Below are 23973 nucleotides of genomic sequence, written 5' to 3' on the forward strand. Positions count from 1 at the left end.
CTGTCCTTTAGTGGATTCGTTGGGCTAATGCGGTTTTGATCACCGCGCTGGCGTGGAGCGAACCTAGTACAAAAATCGAATCGATGGTCGCCAGTGCCAGTTCGACCGAAACGTCGCTGGCGATACTGGCCAAACCAAGTACCTGTATCTGCAGCCGCTGGCCGGCCGCCTGCACCGCCTCAAGATCCGAGCGGGTGTAATGTTGCATTCCGAGCACCAGGCTTTTGCGCGCCACCGTTTGCTTCACCACGTCGGCGTGCTCGTTTAACTGATTGCGAATCGCCGTCCGGATCAAATCGGTGCGGTTGGAGTAAAAACCCTCCTGCACCAGCAAATCGATCTGCCCAAGGTCGATGGGACCGAGGTTGATCGTGATCTTTTCCGACTCGGCGGTCTTCAGTTTTAGTTCTTGCTTAGCCATACGTCTCCATCTGGTTACCATCTACATGGATGGTAGTATAGGCTTCGCGTTCCCCAAGTCAAGCGCATTCGGTCCATAATGTCGCCATGAGTGATCCAACTAACTTAGCAGTCCCGGGCCCAATTCCAGAGCTCGCCACCCCCGTGCCGTCGCCCTGCGTCAGCCTGTGCAAGATGGACGCCGAGCGGCGTTATTGCATGGGATGTCTGCGCACCATCGAGGAAATCGTCAGCTGGTCCAAGGCGGACGACGACTACAAACGGGGAGTCTGGGCGGAGATCCGCCGGCGCGAGCTGACGGTGAATTTCGACGACGATTTCGGGCAATGAGCGCGTTGCCGGCCTCGATCCAGGTATTCGAGCGGGGCTGGCTGTCCTCCAACAACGTGCTGTTGTTGGGACGCCACGACACGGCCCTGATCGACACCGGCTACCTGACCCACGCGCCGCAAACGCTGGAGTTGGTGCGGCACGCGCTGCAAGGCCGCCATCTCGACCTGGTGCTCAACACCCATCTGCACTCCGACCATTGCGGCGGCAACGCCACGCTGCAGGCGCATTACGGCAGCCGCATCGCGATTCCGGTCGCCGAGGCGGACAAGGTGCGGGACTGGGACGTGGACGCGCTCAGTTTCAAGGCCACGGGCCAGCGCTGCGAGCGATTCACCTTCGACTCCACCATCTCCCCGGGCGACATGCTGACCTTGGGCGGCATGGAATGGCAGGCGCTGGGCGCGCCGGGGCACGATCCGCACTCGCTGATTTTTTACTGTCCGGCGGAGCGCGTGCTGGTCTCGGCCGACGCGTTGTGGGAGAACGGCTTCGGCGTCATCTTCCCGGAACTCGATGGCGAATCCGGTTTCGCCGAGGAGCGGGCCACGCTCGACGTGATCGCGGGGCTCGATGTGCGCCTGGTGATTCCGGGGCACGGACGGCCGTTCAGCGACGCGGCGGGCGCGCTGGCGCGGGCGAGATCGCGGCTCGCGTATCTGGAGGCCGACCCGGTTCGCAACGCACAGAACGCGATCAAGGTGCTGCTGAAGTTCTTGTTGCTGGAGCGGCAGCGGATCGCGCTGAGCGAAGTGCCGGCACTGCTGCTAGCAATGCCGGTGTTCGAAACGGCTAACGCCAGGTTTTTGAAAGAGACGCCGGATACGCTGGCAACGTGGGCGATCAAGCAATTGGTACGAAGTCTTGCGGCCCGCATCGAAGGTGAGCACTTACTTAACACGTGATCCACGTAGGGCGGATTAGCGCAAAGCGCGTAATCCGCCACCGAGCCGCCACGGACTGGAGCAAACTCTAGAGCACTCCACCTATTTTCGGCACGATCGTACTATTTCCGGTCTATAATCCCCCGAGACCTTACACCCCCGATCAACTTTACGTCAGCGAGTTCGCCATGGCCCTGCCTGCAGCGTTGCAAAATCTTTCACTCCCCGTAATCGCCTCCCCGATGTTCATCGCCAGCGGTCCCGCGCTGGTGGCGGCGCAGTGCAAGGCGGGCATCGTCGGCTCCTTCCCGGCGCTGAACGCCCGCCCGGCGGAAACGCTCGACGTCTGGCTAACCGACCTGCAAAACGAACTGGCCGACTACCAGATGGCCAATCCGGACAAGCGCGTTGGCCCGATCGCCGTCAACCAGATCGTCCACCAATCGAACGACCGCCTGGCGCACGACGTCGAAGTCTGCGTCAAGCACCGGGTGCCGATCATCATTTCGTCGCTGCGCGCGCCGCCGAAGGAGATGCTGGACGCGATCCACAGCTACGGCGGCATCGTCATGCACGACATCGTATCGATCCGCCACGCCGAAAAAGCGCTGGAAGCTGGTGTCGATGGCCTGATCCTGGTCGCCAGCGGCGCCGGCGGCCACGCCGGCACGTTGTCGCCGTTCGCGCTGGTGGGCGAAGTGCGCAAATTCTTCAAAGGTCCGATCGCCCTGTCCGGCGCGATCGCCACCGGCGACGCGATTCTGGCGGCGCAGGCGATGGGCGCCGACTTCGCGTACATCGGCTCGCGCTGGCTCGCCACCAAGGAATCGAACGTCAGCGACGACTACCGCGACGCCATCGTCGAATCGTCGGCCGCAGACATCATCTATTCGAGCCTGTTCACCGGCGTGCATGGCAACTACCTGAAGAAATCCATCGTCAACGCCGGCCTGGACCCGGACGCGCTGCCGCAGGCCGACAAGAGCTCGATGAATTTCGGCTCCGGCAGCGCCAAGGCTTGGCGCGACATCTGGGGCGCCGGCCAGGGCGTGGGCCTGATGGACGACGTGCCGACCACCGCAGAAATGGTCGCGCGCCTGAAAGCCGAATACGACGCGGCGCGCGCGCGCCTGGCATTGTAAAAACCCCAGGGTCAGGTCCGACATTCGGACAAATGGCAAAAATGGGGAACTTTTCAACGCTTAAAAGTTCCCCAATGTCCGAATGTCGGACCTGACCCCCCGTCTTGCCGCGAAAGTACTTATAATAAATTCAACCTTGCCAAAAAATGGGATTGAGTGATGAATAAGTTGCGCGCGCTGTCGCTGTCTCTATCCTTGTCGTTCTCGCTGCTGTGCTTTGGTCCCATGGCGTCCGCGCAGGTGCCCATCAACGACGACGCCGCCGCGCTGGTGCAGGAAGGCGACACGCAGCTTTTCCAGCGCAAGCCTGTCGAGGCGATTCGCAGCTATGAGGCGGCGATGAAGGCCGATGCGACATCCTCGGTGCCGTTGTCGAAGCTGGCCAACGCGCTCTATTTTTTATCGATCCTGCAAAACGACGCCGCGAAAAAATCGGAATGGCGCGCACAGTCGGAGGCGTTCGCGCAGCAGGCGTTGAAGCTGGCGCCGCGCGATCCGATCGCGCAGGAAGTGTTGCGCTTGCTGTCCGAGGAAAAACCGGCTCCGCTGCACGAGCCGACGGAGCAGGCGTCAAACCTGAAGCACGAAGGCGAACAGCTTTTCGTCGCCGGAAAACTGGACGAGGCGCGGGAAAAATATCTTCAGGCGGCGCAGGCCGACCCGCTGTATTCCACCGCCTGGATTTACGCCGGCGATTGCTACTTCGCGCAGAAAAAATGGGCAGAGGCGGAGGAGCTGTTCCGCAAAGGCGTGACGATCGAGCCGCTCAATAGCCAGGGCTGGCGATTCTTGTCGGACGCGTTGGCGTATCAGGGCAAGCGCGCCGCCGCCGAGGACGCGCTGCTAAACGGGATCGCCGCGCAACCGAGCCAGATGCCCAACTGGGGCAAGCTGGCGCACCTGCGGGCGGCGAACGGCACGCCGCTACAGCCTTTGGGCCTGGTGCGTAAGGCCAGCGCCTTGCTTGATCCCGCTACCGGAAAGGGAACGGTAAGGCTCGATCCAGCATTCAGCGATCCCGCCGAGCAGAAGAAACCCGATGGCGCGGTGTGGCTGATGGTGGGAGTTAGCGAGGCGAATATCCGCCTCAAGGACCGTCAGGAAAAGACCACCACCACGCCGTTCGCAATGGAGCTGGCGGTTTGGAAGGCGGCCATGAACGTGGCCGACGAAATCGCGGCCAATGGCGGCGGCGCGCTCACCGATCCAGGCCTGATCGCCATGCACACACTGGCCAAGGCGGATCAGCTGGAGGCGGGCCTCCTGATATTGCGATACAAGGAATCCTACCGCCCCGAGTTCGAGGCGTGGAAGAAGGCGCATCCCAACGGTATTCGCAAATTCGTCGATACGTGGGGATTGCAGCCGTAGATTTCGTTACTGGTTCTCGGTCTGGATCGCCCACAGGCCAGGCAGATTGCGCCAGTAGCCATAAGCGTCCATGCCGAATCCGACCACGAAGCGGTTCGGGATCGTGATGCCGACGATGTCCGCCTTGACCGGCTTGGGCTTGCCGATCGCCTTGTCGGCGAAGACGGCCAGCACCACTTCGGCCGCGCCCATGTCCAGCAAACGCTGTTTGACGTGGGCCAGCGTTTCGCCTTCGTCCAGGATATCGTCCAATACGATGACGACGCGGCCGGCCACATTCGAACGTGGCACCACTTTCCACACCACTTGTCCGCCCTGGTCATCGTCGCCGTAGCGGCTGACGTGGATGTAGTCGAATTCGAGCGGGAACGTCAGCTGCGGCAGCAGGTTGCCGGTGAAGACGACCGCGCCACCCATCACGCCCAGCACCAGCGGAAATTCCTCGCTGTCGGCTTGGTTGAAACGGGCGTTGAGTGTGTCGGCCATCGCGGTGACGGCGCCGTCGACGGTCTCTTTATTGAACAGCTCTTCCGCGTTCTCCAGCAGGGCGCGGGCGCGGTTGTGGTGGAAGTCTTGCATGGTCTTCTTCGGCTTTTAAAAACATGTGGAAGAACGCTATTATCCGCCATATCCCCGCGCACCGCATATCGTTGCTATTCCACCACAGGATTTGCCGCAGCCCTACGTGTAATCCCGTACGTCGTCGATCACTTTGCCGTCGCCGGGCAGGCTGCCGATGGGGGCGAAACGCACCTCGCCACGCAGTTTGGTGAGCTCGCGGATCGATTCGACGATGGCTGCGTCGCTGACGGCGCCGGGATCGGCCACCTCGCAGTGCAAGGTCATCACGTCCTGCGCCATGCGGCCGGAGATCACCAGCCGCGCCTTGACGATTTCCGGATGGCGGCGCGTCACCTCATGCACCTGCGACGGGTGGACGAACATCGCGCGCACCTTGGTGGTCTGGTCGGCGCGGCCCATCCAGCCCTTGATGCGGGTGTTGGTGCGGCCGCACGGCGAATCTGGCACGCCGGTCAACACCGCCGACAGGTCGCCGGTGGCGAAGCGGATCAGCGGATAGTCGGGATTGAAAACGGTGACCACCACCTCCCCGATTTCACCTGCGGCCACCGGCTCGCCGCTGCCGGGACGGACGATTTCCAGGATCACGTCTTCATCGAGCACCATGCCGGGATGGCGCACGTCGCCGCTGCGCGTCTCGAAAGCGATGCTGCCGATATCGGCGGAGGCGTAGGTTTGCAGCACATGCGGCACGCCGTTGTTGGCGAACCACTCGCGCAGCGATTCGGGCAGCGCCTCGGCGCCCATCAGCGCCTTGGTCATGCTGCTGATGTCGGCCCCCATTTCCTGCGCCTTCTCGATGATGATCTTCAGGAAGGAGGGCGTGCCTACATAGGTGTCCGGCCGCAGTTCGCTGATCGCCTGCACCTGCATCTCGGTCTGGCCGCTGCCCGCCGGGATGACGGTGCAGCCGATGCGCGCGGCGCCGCCTTCGACCATGAAAGCCGCCGGCGTGAAATGGTAGGAGAAGCAGTTTTGCAGCAGGCCGCCGGGACGCACACCGGCCGCGTACATGGGGCGGCCGAAGCGCCACCAGTCCTGGCCCTTGCCTTCGGGGTCGAAGATCGGGCCGGGCGACATGTACAGGCGCGCCAATTGTCCGACCGGCGTCGTATTCAGGCCGCCGAACGGAGGCTGCATCTTCTGCAGCGCGTGCAGTTCGGATTTGCGCGTCACCGGCAAAGTCGCCAATGCCTCGCGGCTGGTGATGTCGGCCGCGTTCACGTCCCGCAGGATGCGCGACCAGCCGGCGGCAGCCTTCGCGCGCGCCACCAGCTGCGGCAGGCGCGCCATCAGTTCGCGCTCGCGTTGTTCGGGCGGGCGTACTTCCAGGCTGTCCAGGGTATCCGTCATCATTGCTGTCCTCCGATTTCGCGCTGCAGTTTTTTGGTCAGTTTGGCGAGCACCAGTTCGTGCGAGCGTTTCAGCAGCTCCGCCGCCTCGGCGTCACTGATGGTTTTCAGGTCTTCGATGTAGACCCATTTGGCGCGCGCCAGGTACTGCGCGGGGATGATGCCGGGGCGGTCCGTCAATTCCAGGAAGCGGTCGTCGTCCACCTTGAAGCTGATGCCTTTGTCGGCCTTGTCGTCGACATCGGTCAGGGCGAACATCTTGTCCCCGATGGAGAACACCAGCCGGGTTTCCCATTTGACGTCTTCGGTGGCGCCGGGCAGGGAGCGGCAAAACGCTTTCGCTTGCTTGATATTCATGCGCGGGATTCCTCAAGCCAGCCAGCGTTTGCGGCGGCGGTAAAATTTCATGTCGCGGAAGCTCTTGCGGCCGGCGCCGGACACGCCGAGGTAGAACTCCTTGACGTCTTCATTGCTGGCCAGGTCGGCGGCCGCGCCTTCCATCACGACGCGGCCGTTTTCCAGGATGTAGCCGAAATCGGCGTAGCGCAGCGCGATGTTGGTGTTTTGCTCGGCCAGCAGGAAGGACACGCTCTCCTTGCCGTTCAAGTCCTTCACGATGCCGAATATCTCGTCGACGATTTGCGGCGCGATGCCCATCGACGGCTCGTCCAGCAAAATCATCGACGGCTTGGCCATCAGCGCACGGCCGATCGCGCACATCTGCTGCTCGCCGCCGGAGGTGTAGCCGGCCTGGCTGGTGCGGCGCTCCTTCAATCGCGGGAAGTAGTGGTATACCTTGTCCAGCGATTCCTTGAGCTCCGCGCGCGACAGGCTGCGCGTGTACGCGCCGGTCAGCAGGTTTTCCTCGATGGTCAAGTGGCCGAAGCAGTGACGACCCTCCATCACCTGCGACAGGCCGCGCTTGACCAGTTCATTGGGCGTGAGCTGGTCGATGCGCTCTCCCTTGAACTGCACGTCGCCCTTGGTGACGTCGCCGCGCTCTCCGCGCAACAAGGTGGAGATGGTTTTCAAGGTGGTGGATTTGCCGGCGCCGTTAGCCCCCAGCAGCGCGACGATTTTCCCTTGCGGGACCTGTAGCGACACGCCTTTCAGCACCAGGATCACATGGTCGTAGATCACTTCCACGTTGTTGACGGAGAGGTAGGGCGTCATTTTGCGCAGGCCGGGGTGATTTTTTTCTCGGCCGCGTAGGCTGCGGAGCTTTCTTCCAACAGCTTGCGGGTCAGCGCCTTGTCGCCCACCACCCAGTTGGGCGTGATGGCGTTCCACTTTTTGCCGTCCCATTGCTGGACTTTCACCGCGCCGGAGCCCTCGTGATCGTCGCAGCTCGTCTTCACCACCGGTAGCATGCCGAGCGCGCCGATGGCTTTCTGGCGCGCCTCGTCGACGTTGAGGTTCTCCAGGCCCCAGCGCATTTGCTCGCCGGTGACGGCTTTGCCCTTGCCGAACTTCTCCTGCGCGGTGCGCATCGCCTCCACCCACAGGATGGCCGCGCTGACGCCGCGCATGTGGTACACGGAGCCGATGCGGTTGCGATCGGCCAGATTGCCCTTGCCGGCTTCGTAGAGTTTTTTCCTGATGTCGTCCATCACAGGGTAATTGCCGGGGGTGTTGAACGTCATCGCGCTGTAGCCCTTGGCGGCGTCGCCGGCCGGTACGGTGTCTTCCTCGGACCCAGCCCACCACACGCCGAGCATCTTCTCGCGCGGGAAGCCGTTGCGCTGCGCGGTCTTGATCGCCACCGCGTTCATCGAACCCCAGCCCCACAGGATCACGTGATCCGGCTTGGCCTGGCGGATTTGCAGCCATTGCGATTGCTGCTCGCTGCCCGGCGGCGTGACGGGGATTTTGATCAGTTCAAAGCCATATTGTTTGGACAGCGCCTCCAGCACCGGCAAGGGCTCCTTGCCGAAGGCGGAGTCGTGGTACAGGTGGACGATTTTTTTGCCTTTGAGTTTGTCCATGCCGCCGTTCTTGTCGCCCAGGTACTTGATCATGCCGGCCGCCTGGTTCCAGTAGCTGGTGATCAGGGGGAAAACGTAGGGGAAGACCTTGCCGTTGGCGGCGTCCGAGCGGCCGTAGCCGATCATCGTCATCGGGATTTTGTCGGTCGGCAGGCGGTCGAGCACTCCATAGGCGACGCCGGTGGACAGCGGCTCGACCAAAGTGGCGCCGCCGTTCTTGGTTTTCAGCCGCTCGTAGCATTCGACGCCGCGCGACGGGTTGTATTCGGTCTCGCATTCCTCCCAGCCGATCTTGACGCCATTGATGCCGCCCGACAGGTTGACCAGGTTGAAGTAGTCGATGATGCCGCCGTAAAAACCGGAACCGCCCGCCGCATAAGGGCCGACGCGGTACGAGGGCAGGGCGACGTACTGTCCGGCGGCCTGCTGCGCCAGCGCGGGCGCGATGGTTGCGACAAGTGCGGCGCCAATTACAAACGATGCCATGATTTTCATTGTTGTCTCCTCTTGGGTACTACGCTGGAAGGTTGCATCCAATTGCTGCGCTCAGTGCGGGAAAGGCCACAGGCGCAGTTTCTCTTTACCGATTTGCCACAAACGCGCCAGGCCGTGCGGCTCGACGATCAGGAAAAATATGATCAAGGCGCCGAACACCATCAACTCCAGATTGGACGCCACGCTATTCGGCAGCGACAGGCTGTGTGCCAGAATATTGAGCAGCACCGGCAGCAGCACGATGAAGGCCGCGCCGAGGAAGGAGCCGAGTATCGAGCCGACGCCGCCGATGATGATCATGAACAGGATGCGGAACGACAGATCGAGGTTGTAGGCCTCCGGTTCCACGGTGCCCAGGTAGGCGAAGGCGTACAGCGCGCCGGCCACACCGCAGTAGAAGGAGCTGACGGCGAACGCCAGCAGCTTGGTGCGCATCAGCCGGAAGCCGATCACTTCCGCCGCCACGTCCATGTCGCGCACCGCCATCCAGGAGCGGCCGACGTTGGAGCGCACCATGTTCTTGGCCAGCAGCGCCATCACGGCCACCACGCCGAGCACCAGCAGGTATTTGCGGTCCGGCGTATCGAACTGGTAGCCGAGGATGACGATTTTCTGCGCCGTGATGACGCCGGAGGCGCTGTAGTTGGTCAGGTAGGGGATCTTGGTCAGGCACCAGATCACGAAGAACTGCGTGGCCAGGGTCGACGCGGCCAGGTAGAAGCCGCGTATCCGCAGCGACGGCAGGCCGAAGGCGATGCCGACCGCCGCCGCGCTCAGCCCCCCGAGCACGAAAGCCACCAGCACCGGAATGCCGGGAATGCGGGCGACGAAGTTATACGAAGCGAAGGCGCCCACCGCCATGAAGGCGGCGGTGCCGAGCGACAGCTGGCCCGCGTAGCCGGTCAGGATGTTCAACCCGAGCGCGGCGAGCGAAAAGATCAAAAACGGAATCAGGATCGCCGACAAGGCGTAGGGCGACGCCACCAGCGGCACCACCACGATGGCGACGACCAGCAGCGCGAGCATCGCCACGCGGTCCTGCAAGATAGGGAAGATCTGGCTGTCGGCCTGATAGCTGGTCTTGAATTGTCCTGCTTCGCGGTAGAGCATGTGCGCCTCTTAAGGTTCGCTTTTAAATCCTGCGGATGATTTTTTCGCCGAACAGGCCTTCCGGCCGCACCAGCAGGAACATCAGCGCCAGCACGTACGGGAACCAGCCTTCGATGCCGCCGCCGACCAGCGGGCCGATATACACCTCGGCCAGTTTTTCCGACGCGCCGATAATCAGGCCGCCGACGATCGCTCCCGGCATCGATGTGAAGCCGCCCAGGATGAGCACCGGCAGCGCTTTGAGCGCCACGAAGGTCAGCGCGAACTGCACGCCATTGCGTGCGCCCCACAACAGGCCGGCCACCAGCGCGACCACACCGGCCACCGCCCACAGCACCGCCCAGATGCGCTGCAGCGGAATGCCCACCGCCAGCGCGGCTTGGTGATCGTCGGCGACGGCGCGCAGCGCGCGGCCCACCTTGGTTTTGGAGAACAGCAGCGCCAAAGAGGTGACCAGGACACCGCACACTGCCGCCGCCATGATGTCGAACTGCGACACCAGCAGATTGAAGTTCTCCATCAGGTACTCCGACGGCACGTCTTCGATCGGTAGTTCCAGCCTGTGCACTTGGTTGCCCCACATCAGCTGCGCCAAGCCCTCGATGAAGAAGGCCAAGCCGATGGTGGCCATAAACAGCGTGATTTCGGGCTGGTTGACCAGCGGCCGCAGGACCACCCGCTCGATCGCTATCCCGAGCAGTATCATCACCACGATGGTCAGCGGTATCGCCAACCACAGCGACACGCCGAATTTGTCCATGATGCCGACGCAGGTCAGGGCGGCGAAGAACACCATCGCCCCCTGGGCGAAATTGAACACGCCGGAGGCCTTATAGATCAGCACAAAGCCGATCGCCACCAGCGCGTACATGACACCGGACAGCAGGCCGCCGATCAGCACCTCGAAGAAGAAGTTGATGTTCATGCGTGCGCGACTCCAAGATAGGCGTTGATCACGTCCTGATTGCCGCGCACCTCGTCCGGCGTACCGTCGCCGATCTTGCGGCCGTAGTCCAGGACCACCACGCGGTCCGAGATATCCATCACCACGCCCATATCGTGCTCGATCAAGACGATGGTGGTGCCGAATTGGTCGTTGACGTCGAGGATGAAGCGGCACATGTCCTGCTTTTCTTCGACGTTCATGCCGGCCATCGGCTCGTCCAGCAGCAGGATCTCCGGCTCGGCGGCCAGCGCCCGGCCCAATTCCACACGCTTTTGCAGGCCGTATGGCAGGCGTCCAACGGGCGTTTTGCGGATCGCCTGGATTTCCAGGAAATCGATGATTTCCTCCGCCTTGACGCGGTGCGCGATCTCCTCGCGCCGCGCCGGCCCCCAGTACAGCGCCTGCATCAGGAAGTTGGACTTCATCTTCAGGTTACGGCCGGTCATGATGTTGTCGAGGACCGTCATGCCCTTGAACAGCGCGATGTTCTGGAAGGTGCGCGCGATGCCCGCCTTGGCGGCCGTGTGGCAATCCATGTTCTTGTGGTGCTGGCCGCGAAAAACAATCTCCCCCTGCTGCGGGCGATAGACGCCGTTGATCACGTTCAGCATCGAGCTTTTGCCGGCGCCATTGGGGCCGATGATGGCGCGAATCTCGTGTTTTTTCACGTCGAAGGAGATATCGGTCAGCGCCTTCACGCCGCCGAACGACAGCGAGATGTTTTTCAGGTCGAGGATCACGTCGCCGATGACGCGGCGCCCGCTACTCGTGTTTGCAAAAGCGTCGGCGCCGAAGTGGGCGTCTGGTTCGTTCATCTGCATGGTCGCTCTCTCCGTCATGCCGCTGCTTGGACTGCGGGGAAGGTCTTGCACCGTTCTATCTTCAGATCCGCCGCCACCAGGCCCGTTCGGCCATCTTCAAACTTCACCTGCGTCTCGATGTATTGCGACGTTTTGCCGCCGTACAGGGCGTCGATCAGCACCGAGTATTTCTCGGCGATGAATTTGCGCCGCACCTTGCGTGTGCGCGTCAACTCGTCGTCGTCGGGATCGAGCTCCTTGTGCAGCACCAGATAGCGGTGGATTTGCGTGTCGCCCATCATCGGCTCGGCGGCCAGGTCGGCGTTGACCTGCTCGATGCAGTCGCGGATCAGGCCATAGACTTGCGGATGCGCCGCCAGGTCCGTGTAGCCGGAATAGGCGATGCCGCGCCGCTCCGCCCAGTTACCCACGGCCTCGATGTCGATATTGATGAAGGCGCAAACTTCGTCGCGCTCATGGCCGAACGCCACTGCCTCTTTGATGAACGGGAAGAACTTGAGTTTATTTTCGATGTAGTTCGGCGCGAAGATGGCGCCGCCGTTCATCCGGCCCACGTCGGCCGCGCGGTCGATGATTTTCAAATGGCCTTCGGGATCGAACAAGCCGGCGTCGCCGGTGTGGAAGTAGCCTTGCGCGTCGATCGCCTCGCGCGTTGCGTCGGGACGCTTGTAATAGCAATCCATCAGTGTTGGCGATTTCACCAGCACCTCGCCGTTGTCGGCCAGTTTGACCTCCACGCCGGGCGCCGGCAGGCCGACGCTGTCGAATTTGATCTGGCTGTCCGGTTGCAGGCAAATGTAGGCGCAGGTTTCGGTCGAGCCGTAAAACTGCTTCAGATTGACGCCGATGGAGCGATAGAAGCGGAACAGATCGGGTCCTATCGCGGCACCGGCGGTGTAGGCGACGCGCACGCGCGACAATCCAAGCACGTTTTTCAGCGGCCCGTAAACCAGCACCCGGCCCAGCGCGTACAACAGGCGATCGGCCAGCGGCACCGCTTTGCCGTCCAAAATCGCCGCCCCGCTGCGGCGCGCCACCGCCATGAAGTACTGGAACATGGCGCGTTTGATGGCGCCGGCGTCCTCCATCCGTATCATCACGGTAGTGAGCATGTTCTCGAACACGCGCGGCGGGGCGAAGTAATAAGTAGGACCGATTTCGCGCATGTCCGTCATGACGGTGTCGCCGGACTCGGGGCAGTTGACGGTGAAACCGGCCGTCATCGCCTGCGCGAAGGAGAACAGGCAGTCGCCCACCCACGCCATCGGCAAGTAGGACAGGATGTCTTCGGCGTCGGTGAGGTTCTCGAAACCGACGCCGCCGGTGCCGGCCGCGATCAGCGCGGCGTGGGTTTGGCACACGCCTTTCGGCTTGCCGGTGGTGCCGGATGTGTAGAGGATGATGGCGTTGTCGCCGCCTTGGCCGGCATCGACGGCGGCGTCGAACATGCCGGGATGGGCTTTGTCCCAGTCGCGCCCCAGCTCCTGCAAGCGGGCGAAGGACAGCAAACCTGGCTGGCGGTAGTGGCGCATGCCGCGTTCATCGTCATAGGCGATGTGGCGGATATGCGGATACAACGTTTGCAATTCCATCAGTTTGTCGACCTGCTCCTGGTCTTCGACGATGGCGTAGTGGATCTCCGCGTTTTCGAGCACGTAGGCCATGTCGGCGGCCGGCGCGTCCTGGTACAGCGGCACCGGAACGCCGCCGAGGCATTGCGCGGCCAGCATCGCCCAATAAAGGCGCGGGCGGTTGTCGCCGATGATGGCCAGGTTCATGCCGCGTTCGAACCCCAGCGCCGCCAGTCCGCAGGCCAGCGCGCGCACTTCGCCGTTCACCTGCGCCCAGTTCCAGCTTTGCCAGATGCCCAAGTGTTTTTCGCGGAACGCGGGCTTGCCGGGTCTGACCTGGCCGTGCGCGAGCAGGCGGCGAGGAAAAGTCTCTTGATCGTTTTGCACCAGTTGTCTCCGGTTGCTTTTCTTGTACTTGTGTACAGCTTCTTGTGTGATGATATTAGCCTGCCGCAAAGACCTGTGTTGTCGTTTCGATGACAATTGACCGACTTTTCTATGGTGCGACGCAATAATGTCTGATCAACATCCACTCTCCCTGAAAGCAGCCTTACGCTCTGCAATTTGGGCGCAAAGCCTGACGCCGGAACAAATGGCGCGCGTCGAGGCCGATACCTTTGAAACCTTCGTTCCCAAAGGCGGTTATGTTTGCCGTAAAGGGGAGATGGTCGAGAATTGGCTCGGTATTATCGACGGCATGGTCAAAATGAATAATTTTTCGCGCTCCGGTAAAAGCGTGACTTTTACCGGTGTGCCGGCTGGGGGCTGGTTTGGCGAAGGGTCCATTTTAAAAAACGAGATTCTTAAATATGATGCGATGGCTTTACGTGATGCCCGCATAGCGCGCATGCCCGCTTCCACATTTATGTGGTTACTCGATTCGAGTTTGCCTTTCACGCGATTCCTGCTGATGCAATTGAATGAGCGTCTCGGGCAATTTATTGGCATGGTGGAAAACGACAGGCTGCTTAATCCGGATACCCGCGTGGCCCGATGTCTGGCGTCGATGTTTAATTCCCATCTCTATCCCGGCCTGGAAAAATTGATTCAAATATCGCAGGAAGAATTAGGGCTACTTTCCGGCGCATCTCGTCAGCGCGCGCATCAGGCTTTGCATCTGCTGGAGAAACAAGGCCTGTTGCGCGTCGATTACGGCGGCATCCGCATTCTCGATCTGGAAGGCCTGCGTCGCTACGAAGCTTAGCGCCTCATGCCGAAAATTGGCGAATACACGCCAATATTTAGCATGATTGCCGCGTAAATGCCGCCTGGACGCCAGCCTTCAAGGGCCGGACTGCTACAAACCTAAGCCTCTAGCGAATCCGATTTATCGACGATGCACTGTTTCGTGTAATAGAGCATTGAGGCTGTCGATAACGTTCGGTCCAGCGATGTGCTCGATGTGCGCGGATTCCAGGCGGCCCAATTCCGTTTCAATGAATTGGTTCAAGATAGGCACCTGCGGCGCCAAGCCCATTTCCGGAGCGGCCTGTTTCTTTATCAGTAACTCGTCAATTGCCGTCAGTAATTCCGGTGCATCGTCAAGCAGATGCAATAGTTTCTGGAAGTCGATTGGCGCCGGTGTCTGATACCGTTCCAGCCATCGCACCGAAAGCAGAGGTCTCAATACATAGAAGTATTTCTTCAATGGCACCATCCCCTCGCGCAGATAGGTCCGGTAATTTGTCTTTGCCATACTTCGGTAGTGGTAAATGCCACTATGCCGCGAATATACGTCGCCAATCATCGAAGGGACCATTTTCAACATAAATAATAGGCGAATGTATTGTCGCTGTTTGGCGAGTCAAAGCCCCCGGGCGCGGCTGCCGGATTCCGCGGCCAGCAAGATACGGATATTGTGTTCTTTCTCGACGGCGGCAAGACGCAGCATGATCTCGAGTCGGATTTCTTCAGAACTGCTAGGGTTCATTTGCGTGTTATTGGAAACCGGGGCTAAGGCAATCGCGGTATCATAGCGACAAGCTATGCCGCACCGGCGGCGCACCGGATTCAAGCTACCCATGGATACTTCAGATACCACCCACGTCACCGAGCGCCTGGCGCTGTTGCGGGCGGCGATGCGTCGGCGCGGCATCGACGCGCTGATGGTACCCTCGGCCGATCCTCACCTGTCCGAGTACCTGCCGGCCCGCTGGAAGGGCCGCGAATGGCTGTCCGGGTTCACCGGCTCGGTTGGCACCTTCATCATCACCGCCGATTTTGCCGGCGTCTGGACCGACGCCCGTTACTGGACTCAGGCCGAGCAAGAGCTGGCCGGCACCTCCATCCAGTTGATGAAGCTGACCTCCGGCGCCAGCGTGCAGTATGTCGACTGGCTGGCTGCCAAGCTGCAAGCCGGCCAGACCTTGGCGGTGGACGGCGCGGTGCTTGGCCTGGCGATCGCGCGCCTGTTAAGGCAGGCGCTGGAAGCAAAAAACGTCACCCTGCGCACCGATCTCGATCCGCTCGACGAGATCTGGCCCGACCGTCCCGCGCTGCCGGCCGCGCCGGTTTACGAACACCAGCCGCCGTACGCGTCGAAAAGCCGCACCGCCAAACTGGCCGAGTTGCGCGACGCGATGCAGCGGCTGGGCGCCGACCGGCACCTGATCTCGACCCTGGACGATATCGCCTACCTATTCAACCTGCGCGGCGCCGACGTCAACTTCAATCCCGTCTTCCTGGCGCACGCGCTGATCACGCCAACCCGCGCGACCTTGTTCGTCGCCGACGGCAAAATCGCCGCCGAACTGGCCAGCCAACTGGCGGAACAGCATATCTATATAGCACCCTACGGTGCCGTCGCCGGGGCGCTGGCCGACTTGCCGCACGATGCCACCTTGTTAATCGATCCGCGCCGCGTCACCTTCGGCACCCGCCAGTGCGTGCCGGCGGAAGTGCGCGTGATCGAGGCGGTCAACCCGACCACCTTCGCCAAATCGCAAAAGAGCGAGCAGGATGCAAGTCACATCCGCGCGACGATGGAGCACGACGGTGCCGCGCTGTGCGAGTTTTTCACGTGGCTGGAGCAAACGCTGGCCGATCCCGCCAGAACACCGCTGACCGAAGTGGCGATCGACCACCACATCACTGCGGCGCGCGCGCGCCGGCCGGGCTTTATCAGTCCGAGCTTCGCCACCATCGCCGGCTTCCGCGCCAACGGCGCGATCATGCACTACCGCGCCAGCGAGGCGCATCACGCGGTGATCGAAGGCGACGGCCTGCTGCTGATCGATTCCGGCGGCCAGTATTTGGGCGGCACCACCGATATCACCCGCGTGGTCGCCGTCGGCGCCATCACCGCCGAACATAAACGCGACTTCACCTTGGTGCTCAAGGGCGTCATCGCGCTGTCGTCCGCGCGCTTCCCGCGCGGGACCAAATCCCCGATGCTCGACGCCATCGCCCGCGCGCCGCTATGGGCCGAAGGACTCGATTTCGGTCACGGCACCGGCCATGGCGTCGGCTATTTCCTCAACGTGCACGAAGGCCCGCAGTCGATCTCGCAGTCGGCGATGCCGGAGCCGCACACCGCTATGGAACCAGGCATGATTACATCGATAGAACCGGGCCTTTACCGCCCGGGCAAATGGGGCATCCGGATTGAAAACCTGGTGCTCAACCGGCCCGCCGGCCAGACCGATTTCGGCGACTTCCTGCAGTTCGAGACGCTGACCCTGTGCCCGATCGACACCCGATGCATCGAGCTCTCGCTGCTGCGCGACGACGAAAAGCGCTGGCTCAACGACTACCACGCCACGGTGCGCAGCCGTTTGCTGCCGCTATTGTCCGGCGACGCGCTGGCCTGGCTGGAAAACCGCACGGTGGCGCTATGAGCGGCCGCGCAACCCGGGCCACGTCGGCCGTCGACCGCCTCAAGGTCCGCAGCGGCAACGCCAAGTATTCGATGTCGCGCACCGGCAGCGGCCACTTCTTCCTGACCGAGGGCCCCGGCCTGCCGCCACTGTGCGCGCCGTTGGAGCTCGACGATTTCGTCGCCTTCGTCAACGGCATCTCGCCCGGCCCGCCACGGCGCGTCAGCAAGCTCGATGTGGCGTTCGAAAAGCAGCTCGTTAAAAAAGCACCCAAAGAATAAAGGCTCGACATGCCCGCCATCGATTTCCTGAGTGCCTACTGGTCGCACGACGAACTGGCGACCAACGCCGTGATCCTGCTGAATCTACTGGGTGCGCTGGCACTGGGGCTGATGGTGGGCTACGAGCGCTCGTACCACGGCCGCGCGGCCGGCATGCGCACCTATGGCCTGGTGTGCATGGCCTCGGCCGCGCTCACCGTCATCGGCGGCTATCCCGGGCACTGGTTCGGCGGCCACGTGTCGCAGTACCTGATTAACTCCGATCCGACCCGCATCGTCCAGGGCATCGTCACCGGCATCGGCTTCCTCGGCGCCGGCGTGATCATGCGCGAAGGCTTCAACATCAGCGGCCTGACGACGGCCGCGTCGATCTGGGCTTCGTCGGTGATCGGCGTGATGGTGGGCGTGGGCTTTTATCTGGGCGCGATCGGCCTGGCGATATTGTGCGCCGGCTCGATGATTTTCCTGACCCGCGTGGAGGCGTGGCTGCCGTCGCGGCATGCGATCGCGATCACGATGCGCTTCAAGGCCGGCTATATGCCGCAGGAGCCGGCGCTCAGGGCGATGGCGCTGCAGCGCGGGTACGAGATCGCCGGCGGCTCGCTGATGATCGGCAGCGACGGCGGCCAGCAGGAATGGCGCTTCGTCGCCATCGCGCTGAGCAAGCGCAGTGGCGCGCCGATGGCGGTGCTGTCGGCCGAACTGGCCGCATTCGACGGCATCCACAGCTTCCAGCTGTCGCACGCGAGGAATTAAACGATGAATGAACAAGCTCAAGCCGTATTCGGTTTCTGGTTCCAGCCAGGTCCGGGCCAGCCGTCCGACGCACCGCGTCGCGAGTGGTTCCAGAAGGACGACGCCTTCGACCGTGAAATCAGCAGCCGTTTCGGCACGCTGATCGATCAGGCGCTGGCCGGCGGCCTGCTGGAATGGGATGCGGAAGGTCCGCAGTCGCAACTGGCGCGCATCCTGCTGCTCGACCAGTTCACCCGCAACGTCCATCGCGGCACGCCGCAGGCGTTCGCCGGCGACGCGCTGGCGCTGCAAGCGGCGCAGGCGATGGTCGACGCCGGGCAGGACGTGGCGCTGCCGCCGTTGCAGCGCGCCTTTGTCTACCTGCCTTTCGAGCACGCCGAGGACTTGGCGATGCAGGAGCTGGCCGTGGCGCTTTACACGGGCATGGAGAGCGAAGAACGCGATGTGGCGTCGGAAGCCACCCTCAAGGGCATCGCCGGCATGCTCGATTACGCGCAGCGCCACCGCGAGGTGATAGGCCGCTTCGGCCGCTTCCCGCACCGGAACGCGATCCTCAACAGGCCATCGACCGCTGAAGAACAGGCCTATCTCCAGCAGCCGGGATCGGGATTCTGATGACGCCGGGGTTCAACCTGATCGGCGCCGGGCATGTGGGGCGCGTGCTGGGGCGCCTGTTCGCGCGCCACGGCTGCTTCAATATCCAGCAGGTGCTCACGCGCTCCGTGGCGTCCGCCCGCGACGGCGTGGCCTTCATCGGCGCCGGCGACGCGGTCGAACGCTACGATCAGTTGCAGCCGGCGGCGGTGCACGTGCTGGCCGTCGGCGACGACCAGATCGCCGACGCCTGCGCCGCGTTGGCCCGGGCCGTGCCGCTGGACGGCAGCGTGGTGTTCCACTGCAGCGGCGCGCTGGCGTCGGACCAATTGCGGGCCGCGCGCGACGCCGGCGCGCTGGTCGCCAGCGTGCACCCGATCCGCAGCTTCGCCGACCCGTCGGCGGTGGCCGCGCAATTCACCGGCACTTTTTGCGGCATCGAGGGCGACGCCGGCGCGCTGGCGCTGCTCACGCCGGCCTTGACGGCGATCGGCGCGCAGCCGGTGCCGATCGAGGCGTCGGCCAAGACCGTGTACCACGCGGCCGCCGTCTTCGCCAGCAACTATCTGGTGACGGTGCTGGACGCCGCGCTGCGCGCCTACCAGGCCGCCGGCGTGCCGGAGCCGGTGGCGCGGCAAATGGCGCAGCCGCTGGCGTCCGAATCGATGGCCAATGTGTTCCGTCTGGGCGCCGCCGCCGCGCTGAGCGGGCCGATCGCGCGTGGCGACATGGCCATGGTCGAGCGCCAGCAACGCGCTGTGGCCGGCTGGGACGCCAACACCGGCGAGCTGTACCAGGCCCTGGTGGCGCCGACGGCCGCCCTGGCGCACAGAAAACATCACAAGCTGCCCTGACGGGCGCGCGCGCCGCGCGCTTCGGCACTTATCTCCTTGCAAATTACTACATAACAACTATATTTCAGACAGGGTTGCCTGTGCTCCGGCGCCATCTGTGGTCAGAGGTTGCAGTTTTATTGGTACGAATTCACAAATAAGTGGCGGGATTTGTCGACAAACGCGGCAATTCGCAATAAGCTTGTTCCTCAGAATGTTTTCTTTGAGAATCAAGAAGTACACAATACAACACGTCAGCAGGACTGCAGCCGGCGCCAATTGGATAGGGGTAAGAACATGTTATTTTTGAAAAGTACGACCGTCACAAAGGCGCCAGGCATTTACGACGTCGACATCGCCGCCAAGCCGCCGGGCAAGACCTTCGGCGTCTTCATGGCCACCGATCCGGACAATCCGCCGGCCGAAGTGCTGGCCGCGCTGGCCGCGATGGGCTTCAAGAACACCTATAGCGGCGGCTACACCCACAAGGACCGCGGCAAGGTGCTGGACCTGCACTTCCAGAAGGACGGCACCGACCTGTTCCAGGGTTGGAAGGCCGAGGAAATGGAAGCCAACATGGCCGCCATCACCGCGCTGTTCAGCGGCATCGGCATCACCATCGCACCGCGCGTGATGACCCTGGCCGAAGCCTACGCTTAAAACTTCCGCGCGGCGTTACGCCGCCACCTCGATGTGATACAAGGCCCACGGGCAGGAACCAAACCGCTCCGGCAGTGGTTTGCCTGCCATCCCGGGCACCTTGTCGGCATCGTAAATCGCCCATAGCGGACCGAGCCCGCCCAGCGCCATCGCCGCCCCGTCCATGTGGGTGGCGACGATGTAGCGCTGCGCGCGCGCCTGCGCCATCGTGATCGAGGCCGCATAGCCGTCCACCGCCCGCAGCACCAGCTTGACGTTGTCGCCGAGCGCGCCGCCGGCCGCCTTGACCACGTCCAGCAGCAGCGGGCCGCTCAGCGTGTGCGCCTTGGCGTCGTACTCCAGGGTCGGCTTGATAGTGACGGCGGGCAGCGCGGCCAGCGCCGCGAACGTAAACGCGTGCGCCTTATCGAAACCCAGCTTTTGCTTGAACATCATCTGGTCGCGCACCGGATCGAACTTGCCACGATTCGGCTTGCCGATGGCGCCGGTAACGGTCAGCAATGCGGGGCCGGTGGCGGCGGGGGAGGCCGCGCCGGCCGGCAAGGCCGAGGCCAGGCCGCCGGCGACGGCGGTGCCCAGGAACTGGCGTTTTTTCATGCGGAATTCTCCTCGATCGCGTAGTGCCGGTATCATACCGCGCATGGACTTATTCGCCGACGACGCCGCCCTGACACCGATCCCGATCGAGGATGGCGAACTGTGGTTTCAGCAGCGCCTGGCGCTGGATTGGCCCCCGCAAGAGGTCATGCAACGCCTGCTCGACGAGACCGACTGGCGCCACGAACAGGTGCAGGTCTGGGGCAAGCTGCATATGCAGCCGCGCCTGACGGCTTGGCATGGCGAGGCAAGCTATCGTTATTCCGGCAAGACCTTCCATCCGCTGCCGTTCACGCCGCTGCAACTGCACATCAAGGAGGCGGTCGAGCGCGCCACGGGGCGGCGTTTCAACAGCGTGCTGCTGAACTACTACCGAGACGAGCGCGACAGTATGGGCTTCCACGCCGACGACGAGCGCGAGCTGGGACCGGAGCCGGCCGTCGCCTCGGTCAGCTTCGGCGCGCCGCGCACCTTCATCCTCAAGCACCGGCGCCTGCCGAAAACCGTCAAGCTGGCGCTGGGCGACGGCTGCCTGCTGTTGATGGCCGGCACCTTGCAGCAACACTGGCTGCACGGCATCAACAAGGAGCGTACGCCACGCGGTCCGCGCATCAATCTCACCTTCCGCATGATTGCCTGATCCACTCAATTGTTGGGCGGCGGCTACAGCTTGCAGCTTGCAAGACCAGAAAAAAAGTGTGAATAGTCACTCGGTGTATTGAACAATTCCTGCATTCCGGCCCATTTTTGCGGATTCCCGGGCCGCTGTTCTGGACAGACATCACCTAGGCCCCAAGACGCTGTCGATCGACACCGTTTTTCGGGCGATACAGGCATGCGCCCGGCTGCTATCTTTGCCTTCTCAAAACGGGGAGGGCGTTATGTTCAGAAGCATGAAAGTCCGCACCAAGCTGATCTTGGGATTTGTTTTTGTCGCAGTACTTGGCGCGGTTGTCGCCTGCATCGGCATCATCAACATGAGCCATATCAACGACCAGGCCGACAGCATGTACCTGGAAGACTTGATGGGTCTTTCGTACATCAAGGAAGCCAACATCAACCTGATCTACGCGGGCCGCTCGCGCAACAGTTTCCTGCTGGCGACCTCGGCCGAAGAGCGCGCCGGCCATCGCCGCGACATCGACAAGTATCTGGCCACCGTCGATGATTACCTGCAAAAGGCGCGCCCGCTGTTCGTGCTGCCGCAGGGGATAAAAATGCTCGACGATTACGTCGCCTCGGCGCGCGACTACCGGCAGTTGTTGTCGCGCGCGCTCACGCGCGCCGACGCCGAGCCACTGGCGCAGCGGAGCGACGAACTGAACCAGATGCTGCTGGCCGCGCGCAAGCATGCCGACGTGCTGGACGACATGCTGACCGCGCTGACCAAGGTGAAAGAGGCGCGCGCCAAACAGAAATCGGATGACACCACCGAGCTGTTCAAATCGAGCCAGGCATTGATGATCGGCTTGGTGCTGGGCAGCCTGTGCGCCGGCCTCGGCTCGGGCGCGCTGATCGCCCGCGCGCTCACACGCCAGCTCGGTGGCGAACCTGCCTACGCCGCCGACGTGGCCGGCAAGATCGCTGCCGGCGACCTGACCGTCGACGTGGCGCTGCGCCACAACGACCACGACAGCGTGCTGTTCGCGATGAAAACCATGCGCGACAGCCTCGGCGGCATCGTTGGCGAGGTGCGCGCCGGTACCGACATGATCGCCACCGCCTCGTCGCAGATCGCCAGCGGCACGCAAGACTTGTCGGCTCGCACCGAGCAGCAGGCCGGCTCGCTTGAAGAGACCGCCTCGTCGATGGAAGAACTGACCTCCACCGTCAAGCAGAACGCCGAGCATGCGCGCCAGGCCAACAACCTCGCGCGGTCGGCCTCGGAGGTGGCGCAGAAGGGCGGCGCGGTGGTGGACGAGGTGATCGGCACGATGGGCGCGATCAACGAATCGTCGGGCAAGATCGCCGACATTATCGGCGTCATCGACGGCATCGCGTTCCAGACCAACATCCTGGCCCTGAACGCGGCGGTCGAGGCGGCCCGCGCGGGCGAGCAGGGCAGGGGCTTCGCCGTGGTCGCCTCGGAGGTGCGCAACCTGGCGCAGCGCTCGGCGGCGGCGGCCAAGGAAATCAAACAGTTGATCGACGATTCGGTGAGCAAGGTCGACGCCGGCGCCAAACAGGTCGACCAGGCAGGTCTGACGATGCGCGAGATCGTCGCCAGCATCCAGCGCGTGACCGACATCATGGCGGATATCCAGGCGGCCAGCGGCGAGCAATCCACGGGTATCGAGCAGATCAACGAGGCCATCGTGCAGATGGACCAGGTGACGCAGCAAAACGCGGCACTGGTGGAGCAATCGGCGGCGGCGTCGGAATCGATGCAGGACCAGGCCAGGAGGTTGTCGGAGATCGTCAGCGTGTTCCGTCTGGAGCGACAGCACGCCGCGCTGGCTGCGCCCGCGATGGCGGGGGCGAAAACGCCGCGTGTTCTGGCCAAGCCGCCCGCAAGGCCGGTCAAGGCGCCGTTACGTGTGTCCGATGCCAGCAAAAACAAGGCGGCCGCCAGCACCGCAACCTCCGATTGGGAGGAATTTTAAATCTCTTAAGCTTGGCTTAAGTTTGGCGAATAGGTGATTATACCATGAAACATATGGCTTACACTTGGTCACACTTATTACTAATTCGGTCGTGACGTAGGGTGGTCGGAGTGCTATCTTGAACACATCGCAATTCAAAGAACTGCGATCCCAAGCAAGTCCCACTTCAATCATTTTGCTGAAAGATCGATATCATGAAAAAAATTCTGTTCGCATTAGTCGCTTCCGCTGCCGCCATGAGCGCAACTTCCGCCTTCGCCGATGACGCTGGCACCGGTTACGTCGGCGCCGGTGTGGTTGGCAGCCGTTACGAGTTCAACGCGCCAAACGCGCTGAGCGGCGACAACCACAGCGGTTACAAGGCCGGCGGCAAGGTCTACGGTGGTTACAACATCGACCAGACCTGGGCTGTGGAAGCGGGCTATACCGACTTCGGTAAAAAGTCGTACAACTACACCTCCAACGGCCTGCCTGGCGGCGTGCGCACCGATGCGCATTCCTACTACCTGGCCGGCAAGGGCACGTGGCCTGTGAACCAGCAGATCGCGCTGTTCGGCAAGCTGGGCGTGGCACGCAACACCAACGAAGTGACCACCACCGGTTTCTCGACGGTGAGCGGCGACAAGGACAAGACCGCGCTGTACGCGTCGGTCGGTGCTGAATACGCCGTCAACAAAAACGTCAAAGTCTCGCTGGAATATGAAAACTACGGCAAGAACGACATCGACACCGGTCGCAAGAGCGGCGCTGTGACGGCAGGTGTGCGTTACGCGTTCTAAGCTTCGAGCACCAGCAACGGAAAAAGCCACCGCGAGGTGGCTTTTT

General features: G+C 62.5%; 26 protein-coding genes and 2 pseudogenes. 15 read left to right on the forward strand and 13 right to left on the reverse strand.

Translation table 11 applies throughout. The features are described from left to right. Window positions 1-7 precede the first annotated feature (7 nt). Window positions 8-421 carry a CopG family transcriptional regulator gene (locus NHH88_02020; protein USX14598.1) on the reverse strand — a complete coding sequence of 138 codons (414 nt, stop codon included), beginning with the start codon at window positions 419-421 and terminating at the stop codon, window positions 8-10. A gap of 143 nt (window positions 422-564) precedes the next feature. Between NHH88_02020 and NHH88_02025 the strand changes: the two genes are divergently transcribed. The 4 genes from NHH88_02025 to NHH88_02040 all read left to right on the forward strand — a co-directional run bounded on the left by NHH88_02025 (window position 565) and on the right by NHH88_02040 (window position 4147). Next, window positions 565-750, forward strand: a complete 186-nt coding sequence (locus NHH88_02025; protein ID USX14599.1) for a DUF1289 domain-containing protein — start codon at window positions 565-567, stop codon at window positions 748-750. Beyond that, on the forward strand, window positions 747-1655 hold the full coding sequence (locus NHH88_02030; GenBank protein ID USX14600.1) for an MBL fold metallo-hydrolase: 909 nt from the start codon (window positions 747-749) through the stop codon (window positions 1653-1655). Before NHH88_02025 ends, NHH88_02030 begins: the two co-directional genes overlap by 4 nt. Before the next feature lie 167 nt (window positions 1656-1822). Beyond that, complete coding sequence (locus NHH88_02035) at window positions 1823-2776, forward strand: nitronate monooxygenase family protein (protein USX14601.1); 954 nt, start codon at window positions 1823-1825, stop codon at window positions 2774-2776. A 159-nt stretch (window positions 2777-2935) separates the two neighbouring features. After that, entirely contained in the window at window positions 2936-4147 is a 1212-nt protein-coding gene (locus NHH88_02040) for a tetratricopeptide repeat protein (protein ID USX14602.1), read from the forward strand. A gap of 6 nt (window positions 4148-4153) precedes the next feature. Here the strand turns inward: NHH88_02040 and NHH88_02045 are convergent, their stop codons facing one another. The 9 genes from NHH88_02045 to NHH88_02085 form a co-directional block, all read right to left on the reverse strand. After that, window positions 4154-4726: a hypoxanthine-guanine phosphoribosyltransferase gene (locus tag NHH88_02045; GenBank protein USX14603.1), complete on the reverse strand. Its 573-nt coding sequence runs from the start codon at window positions 4724-4726 to the stop codon at window positions 4154-4156. Window positions 4727-4828: 102 nt separating this feature from the next. Beyond that, a complete protein-coding gene (locus NHH88_02050) occupies window positions 4829-6082 on the reverse strand; it encodes an AMP-binding protein (protein USX17509.1) in 1254 nt (417 codons plus the stop codon). Beyond that, window positions 6082-6438, reverse strand: a complete 357-nt coding sequence (locus NHH88_02055) for an MmcQ/YjbR family DNA-binding protein (GenBank protein USX14604.1) — start codon at window positions 6436-6438, stop codon at window positions 6082-6084. Before NHH88_02055 ends, NHH88_02050 begins: the two co-directional genes overlap by 1 nt. Before the next feature lie 12 nt (window positions 6439-6450). Continuing rightward, window positions 6451-7254 carry an ABC transporter ATP-binding protein gene (locus NHH88_02060; protein ID USX14605.1) on the reverse strand — a complete coding sequence of 268 codons (804 nt, stop codon included), beginning with the start codon at window positions 7252-7254 and terminating at the stop codon, window positions 6451-6453. Further along, window positions 7251-8561, reverse strand: a complete 1311-nt coding sequence (locus tag NHH88_02065; protein USX14606.1) for an ABC transporter substrate-binding protein — start codon at window positions 8559-8561, stop codon at window positions 7251-7253. Before NHH88_02065 ends, NHH88_02060 begins: the two co-directional genes overlap by 4 nt. 51 nt (window positions 8562-8612) lie before the next feature. Continuing rightward, the gene (locus tag NHH88_02070) at window positions 8613-9671 is read right to left on the reverse strand and encodes a branched-chain amino acid ABC transporter permease (GenBank protein ID USX14607.1); all 1059 of its coding nucleotides are present in this window, start codon (window positions 9669-9671) and stop codon (window positions 8613-8615) included. Window positions 9672-9693: 22 nt separating this feature from the next. Further along, window positions 9694-10590, reverse strand: a complete 897-nt coding sequence (locus NHH88_02075; GenBank protein ID USX17510.1) for a branched-chain amino acid ABC transporter permease — start codon at window positions 10588-10590, stop codon at window positions 9694-9696. A gap of 2 nt (window positions 10591-10592) precedes the next feature. Next, the gene (locus NHH88_02080; GenBank protein ID USX14608.1) at window positions 10593-11438 is read right to left on the reverse strand and encodes an ABC transporter ATP-binding protein; all 846 of its coding nucleotides are present in this window, start codon (window positions 11436-11438) and stop codon (window positions 10593-10595) included. Window positions 11439-11452: 14 nt separating this feature from the next. Continuing rightward, entirely contained in the window at window positions 11453-13396 is a 1944-nt protein-coding gene (locus tag NHH88_02085) for an AMP-binding protein (GenBank protein USX14609.1), read from the reverse strand. Between the two features lie 205 nt (window positions 13397-13601). Here NHH88_02085 and NHH88_02090 point away from each other — a divergent pair, with 205 nt between their 5' ends. Continuing rightward, a complete protein-coding gene (locus NHH88_02090) occupies window positions 13602-14213 on the forward strand; it encodes a Crp/Fnr family transcriptional regulator (GenBank protein USX17511.1) in 612 nt (203 codons plus the stop codon). Between the two features lie 123 nt (window positions 14214-14336). On the opposite strand, the gene NHH88_02095 is transcribed toward NHH88_02090, so the two are convergent. Both NHH88_02095 and NHH88_02100 read right to left on the reverse strand, forming a co-directional pair. Further along, window positions 14337-14756 (reverse strand): nucleotidyltransferase domain-containing protein, encoded by a 420-nt coding sequence (locus NHH88_02095; protein ID USX17512.1) that lies wholly within the window; start codon window positions 14754-14756, stop codon window positions 14337-14339. Between the two features lie 57 nt (window positions 14757-14813). Beyond that, a complete protein-coding gene (locus NHH88_02100; GenBank protein ID USX14610.1) occupies window positions 14814-15032 on the reverse strand; it encodes a nucleotidyltransferase domain-containing protein in 219 nt (72 codons plus the stop codon). Between NHH88_02100 and NHH88_02105 the strand changes: the two genes are divergently transcribed. From NHH88_02105 to NHH88_02130, 6 genes are all read left to right on the forward strand, one after another. Continuing rightward, window positions 15031-16845 carry an aminopeptidase P family protein gene (locus tag NHH88_02105; protein ID USX14611.1) on the forward strand — a complete coding sequence of 605 codons (1815 nt, stop codon included), beginning with the start codon at window positions 15031-15033 and terminating at the stop codon, window positions 16843-16845. The genes NHH88_02100 and NHH88_02105 overlap by 2 nt on opposite strands. Then, complete coding sequence (locus NHH88_02110) at window positions 16842-17105, forward strand: hypothetical protein (GenBank protein USX14612.1); 264 nt, start codon at window positions 16842-16844, stop codon at window positions 17103-17105. Before NHH88_02105 ends, NHH88_02110 begins: the two co-directional genes overlap by 4 nt. Window positions 17106-17114: 9 nt before the next feature. After that, the gene (locus NHH88_02115; protein USX14613.1) at window positions 17115-17861 is read left to right on the forward strand and encodes an MgtC/SapB family protein; all 747 of its coding nucleotides are present in this window, start codon (window positions 17115-17117) and stop codon (window positions 17859-17861) included. Between the two features lie 3 nt (window positions 17862-17864). After that, the gene (locus NHH88_02120; GenBank protein ID USX14614.1) at window positions 17865-18476 is read left to right on the forward strand and encodes a DUF924 domain-containing protein; all 612 of its coding nucleotides are present in this window, start codon (window positions 17865-17867) and stop codon (window positions 18474-18476) included. Next, window positions 18476-19309: a DUF2520 domain-containing protein gene (locus tag NHH88_02125; GenBank protein USX14615.1), complete on the forward strand. Its 834-nt coding sequence runs from the start codon at window positions 18476-18478 to the stop codon at window positions 19307-19309. Before NHH88_02120 ends, NHH88_02125 begins: the two co-directional genes overlap by 1 nt. Window positions 19310-19585: 276 nt before the next feature. After that, window positions 19586-19948 (forward strand): hypothetical protein, encoded by a 363-nt coding sequence (locus NHH88_02130; GenBank protein USX14616.1) that lies wholly within the window; start codon window positions 19586-19588, stop codon window positions 19946-19948. A gap of 15 nt (window positions 19949-19963) precedes the next feature. On the opposite strand, the gene NHH88_02135 is transcribed toward NHH88_02130, so the two are convergent. Then, entirely contained in the window at window positions 19964-20545 is a 582-nt protein-coding gene (locus NHH88_02135) for a molybdopterin-dependent oxidoreductase (GenBank protein USX14617.1), read from the reverse strand. A 43-nt stretch (window positions 20546-20588) separates the two neighbouring features. On the opposite strand from NHH88_02135, the gene NHH88_02140 reads away from it, so the two are divergent. The 4 genes and pseudogenes from NHH88_02140 (at window position 20589) to NHH88_02155 (ending at window position 23927) form a co-directional block, all read left to right on the forward strand. Next, window positions 20589-21185, forward strand: a complete 597-nt coding sequence (locus NHH88_02140; GenBank protein ID USX14618.1) for an alpha-ketoglutarate-dependent dioxygenase AlkB — start codon at window positions 20589-20591, stop codon at window positions 21183-21185. Between the two features lie 253 nt (window positions 21186-21438). Continuing rightward, window positions 21439-21921, forward strand: a pseudogene (locus tag NHH88_02145) (MCP four helix bundle domain-containing protein). Window positions 21922-22101: 180 nt separating this feature from the next. Then, window positions 22102-23148 (forward strand): annotated as a pseudogene (locus NHH88_02150) (methyl-accepting chemotaxis protein). A gap of 194 nt (window positions 23149-23342) precedes the next feature. Then, window positions 23343-23927, forward strand: a complete 585-nt coding sequence (locus NHH88_02155) for an outer membrane beta-barrel protein (protein ID USX14619.1) — start codon at window positions 23343-23345, stop codon at window positions 23925-23927. The last annotated feature ends 46 nt before the right edge of the window (window positions 23928-23973 follow it).

The organism is Oxalobacteraceae bacterium OTU3CAMAD1, assembly GCA_024123915.1.
Taxonomy (GTDB): Bacteria; Pseudomonadota; Gammaproteobacteria; order Burkholderiales; family Burkholderiaceae_D; genus Rugamonas.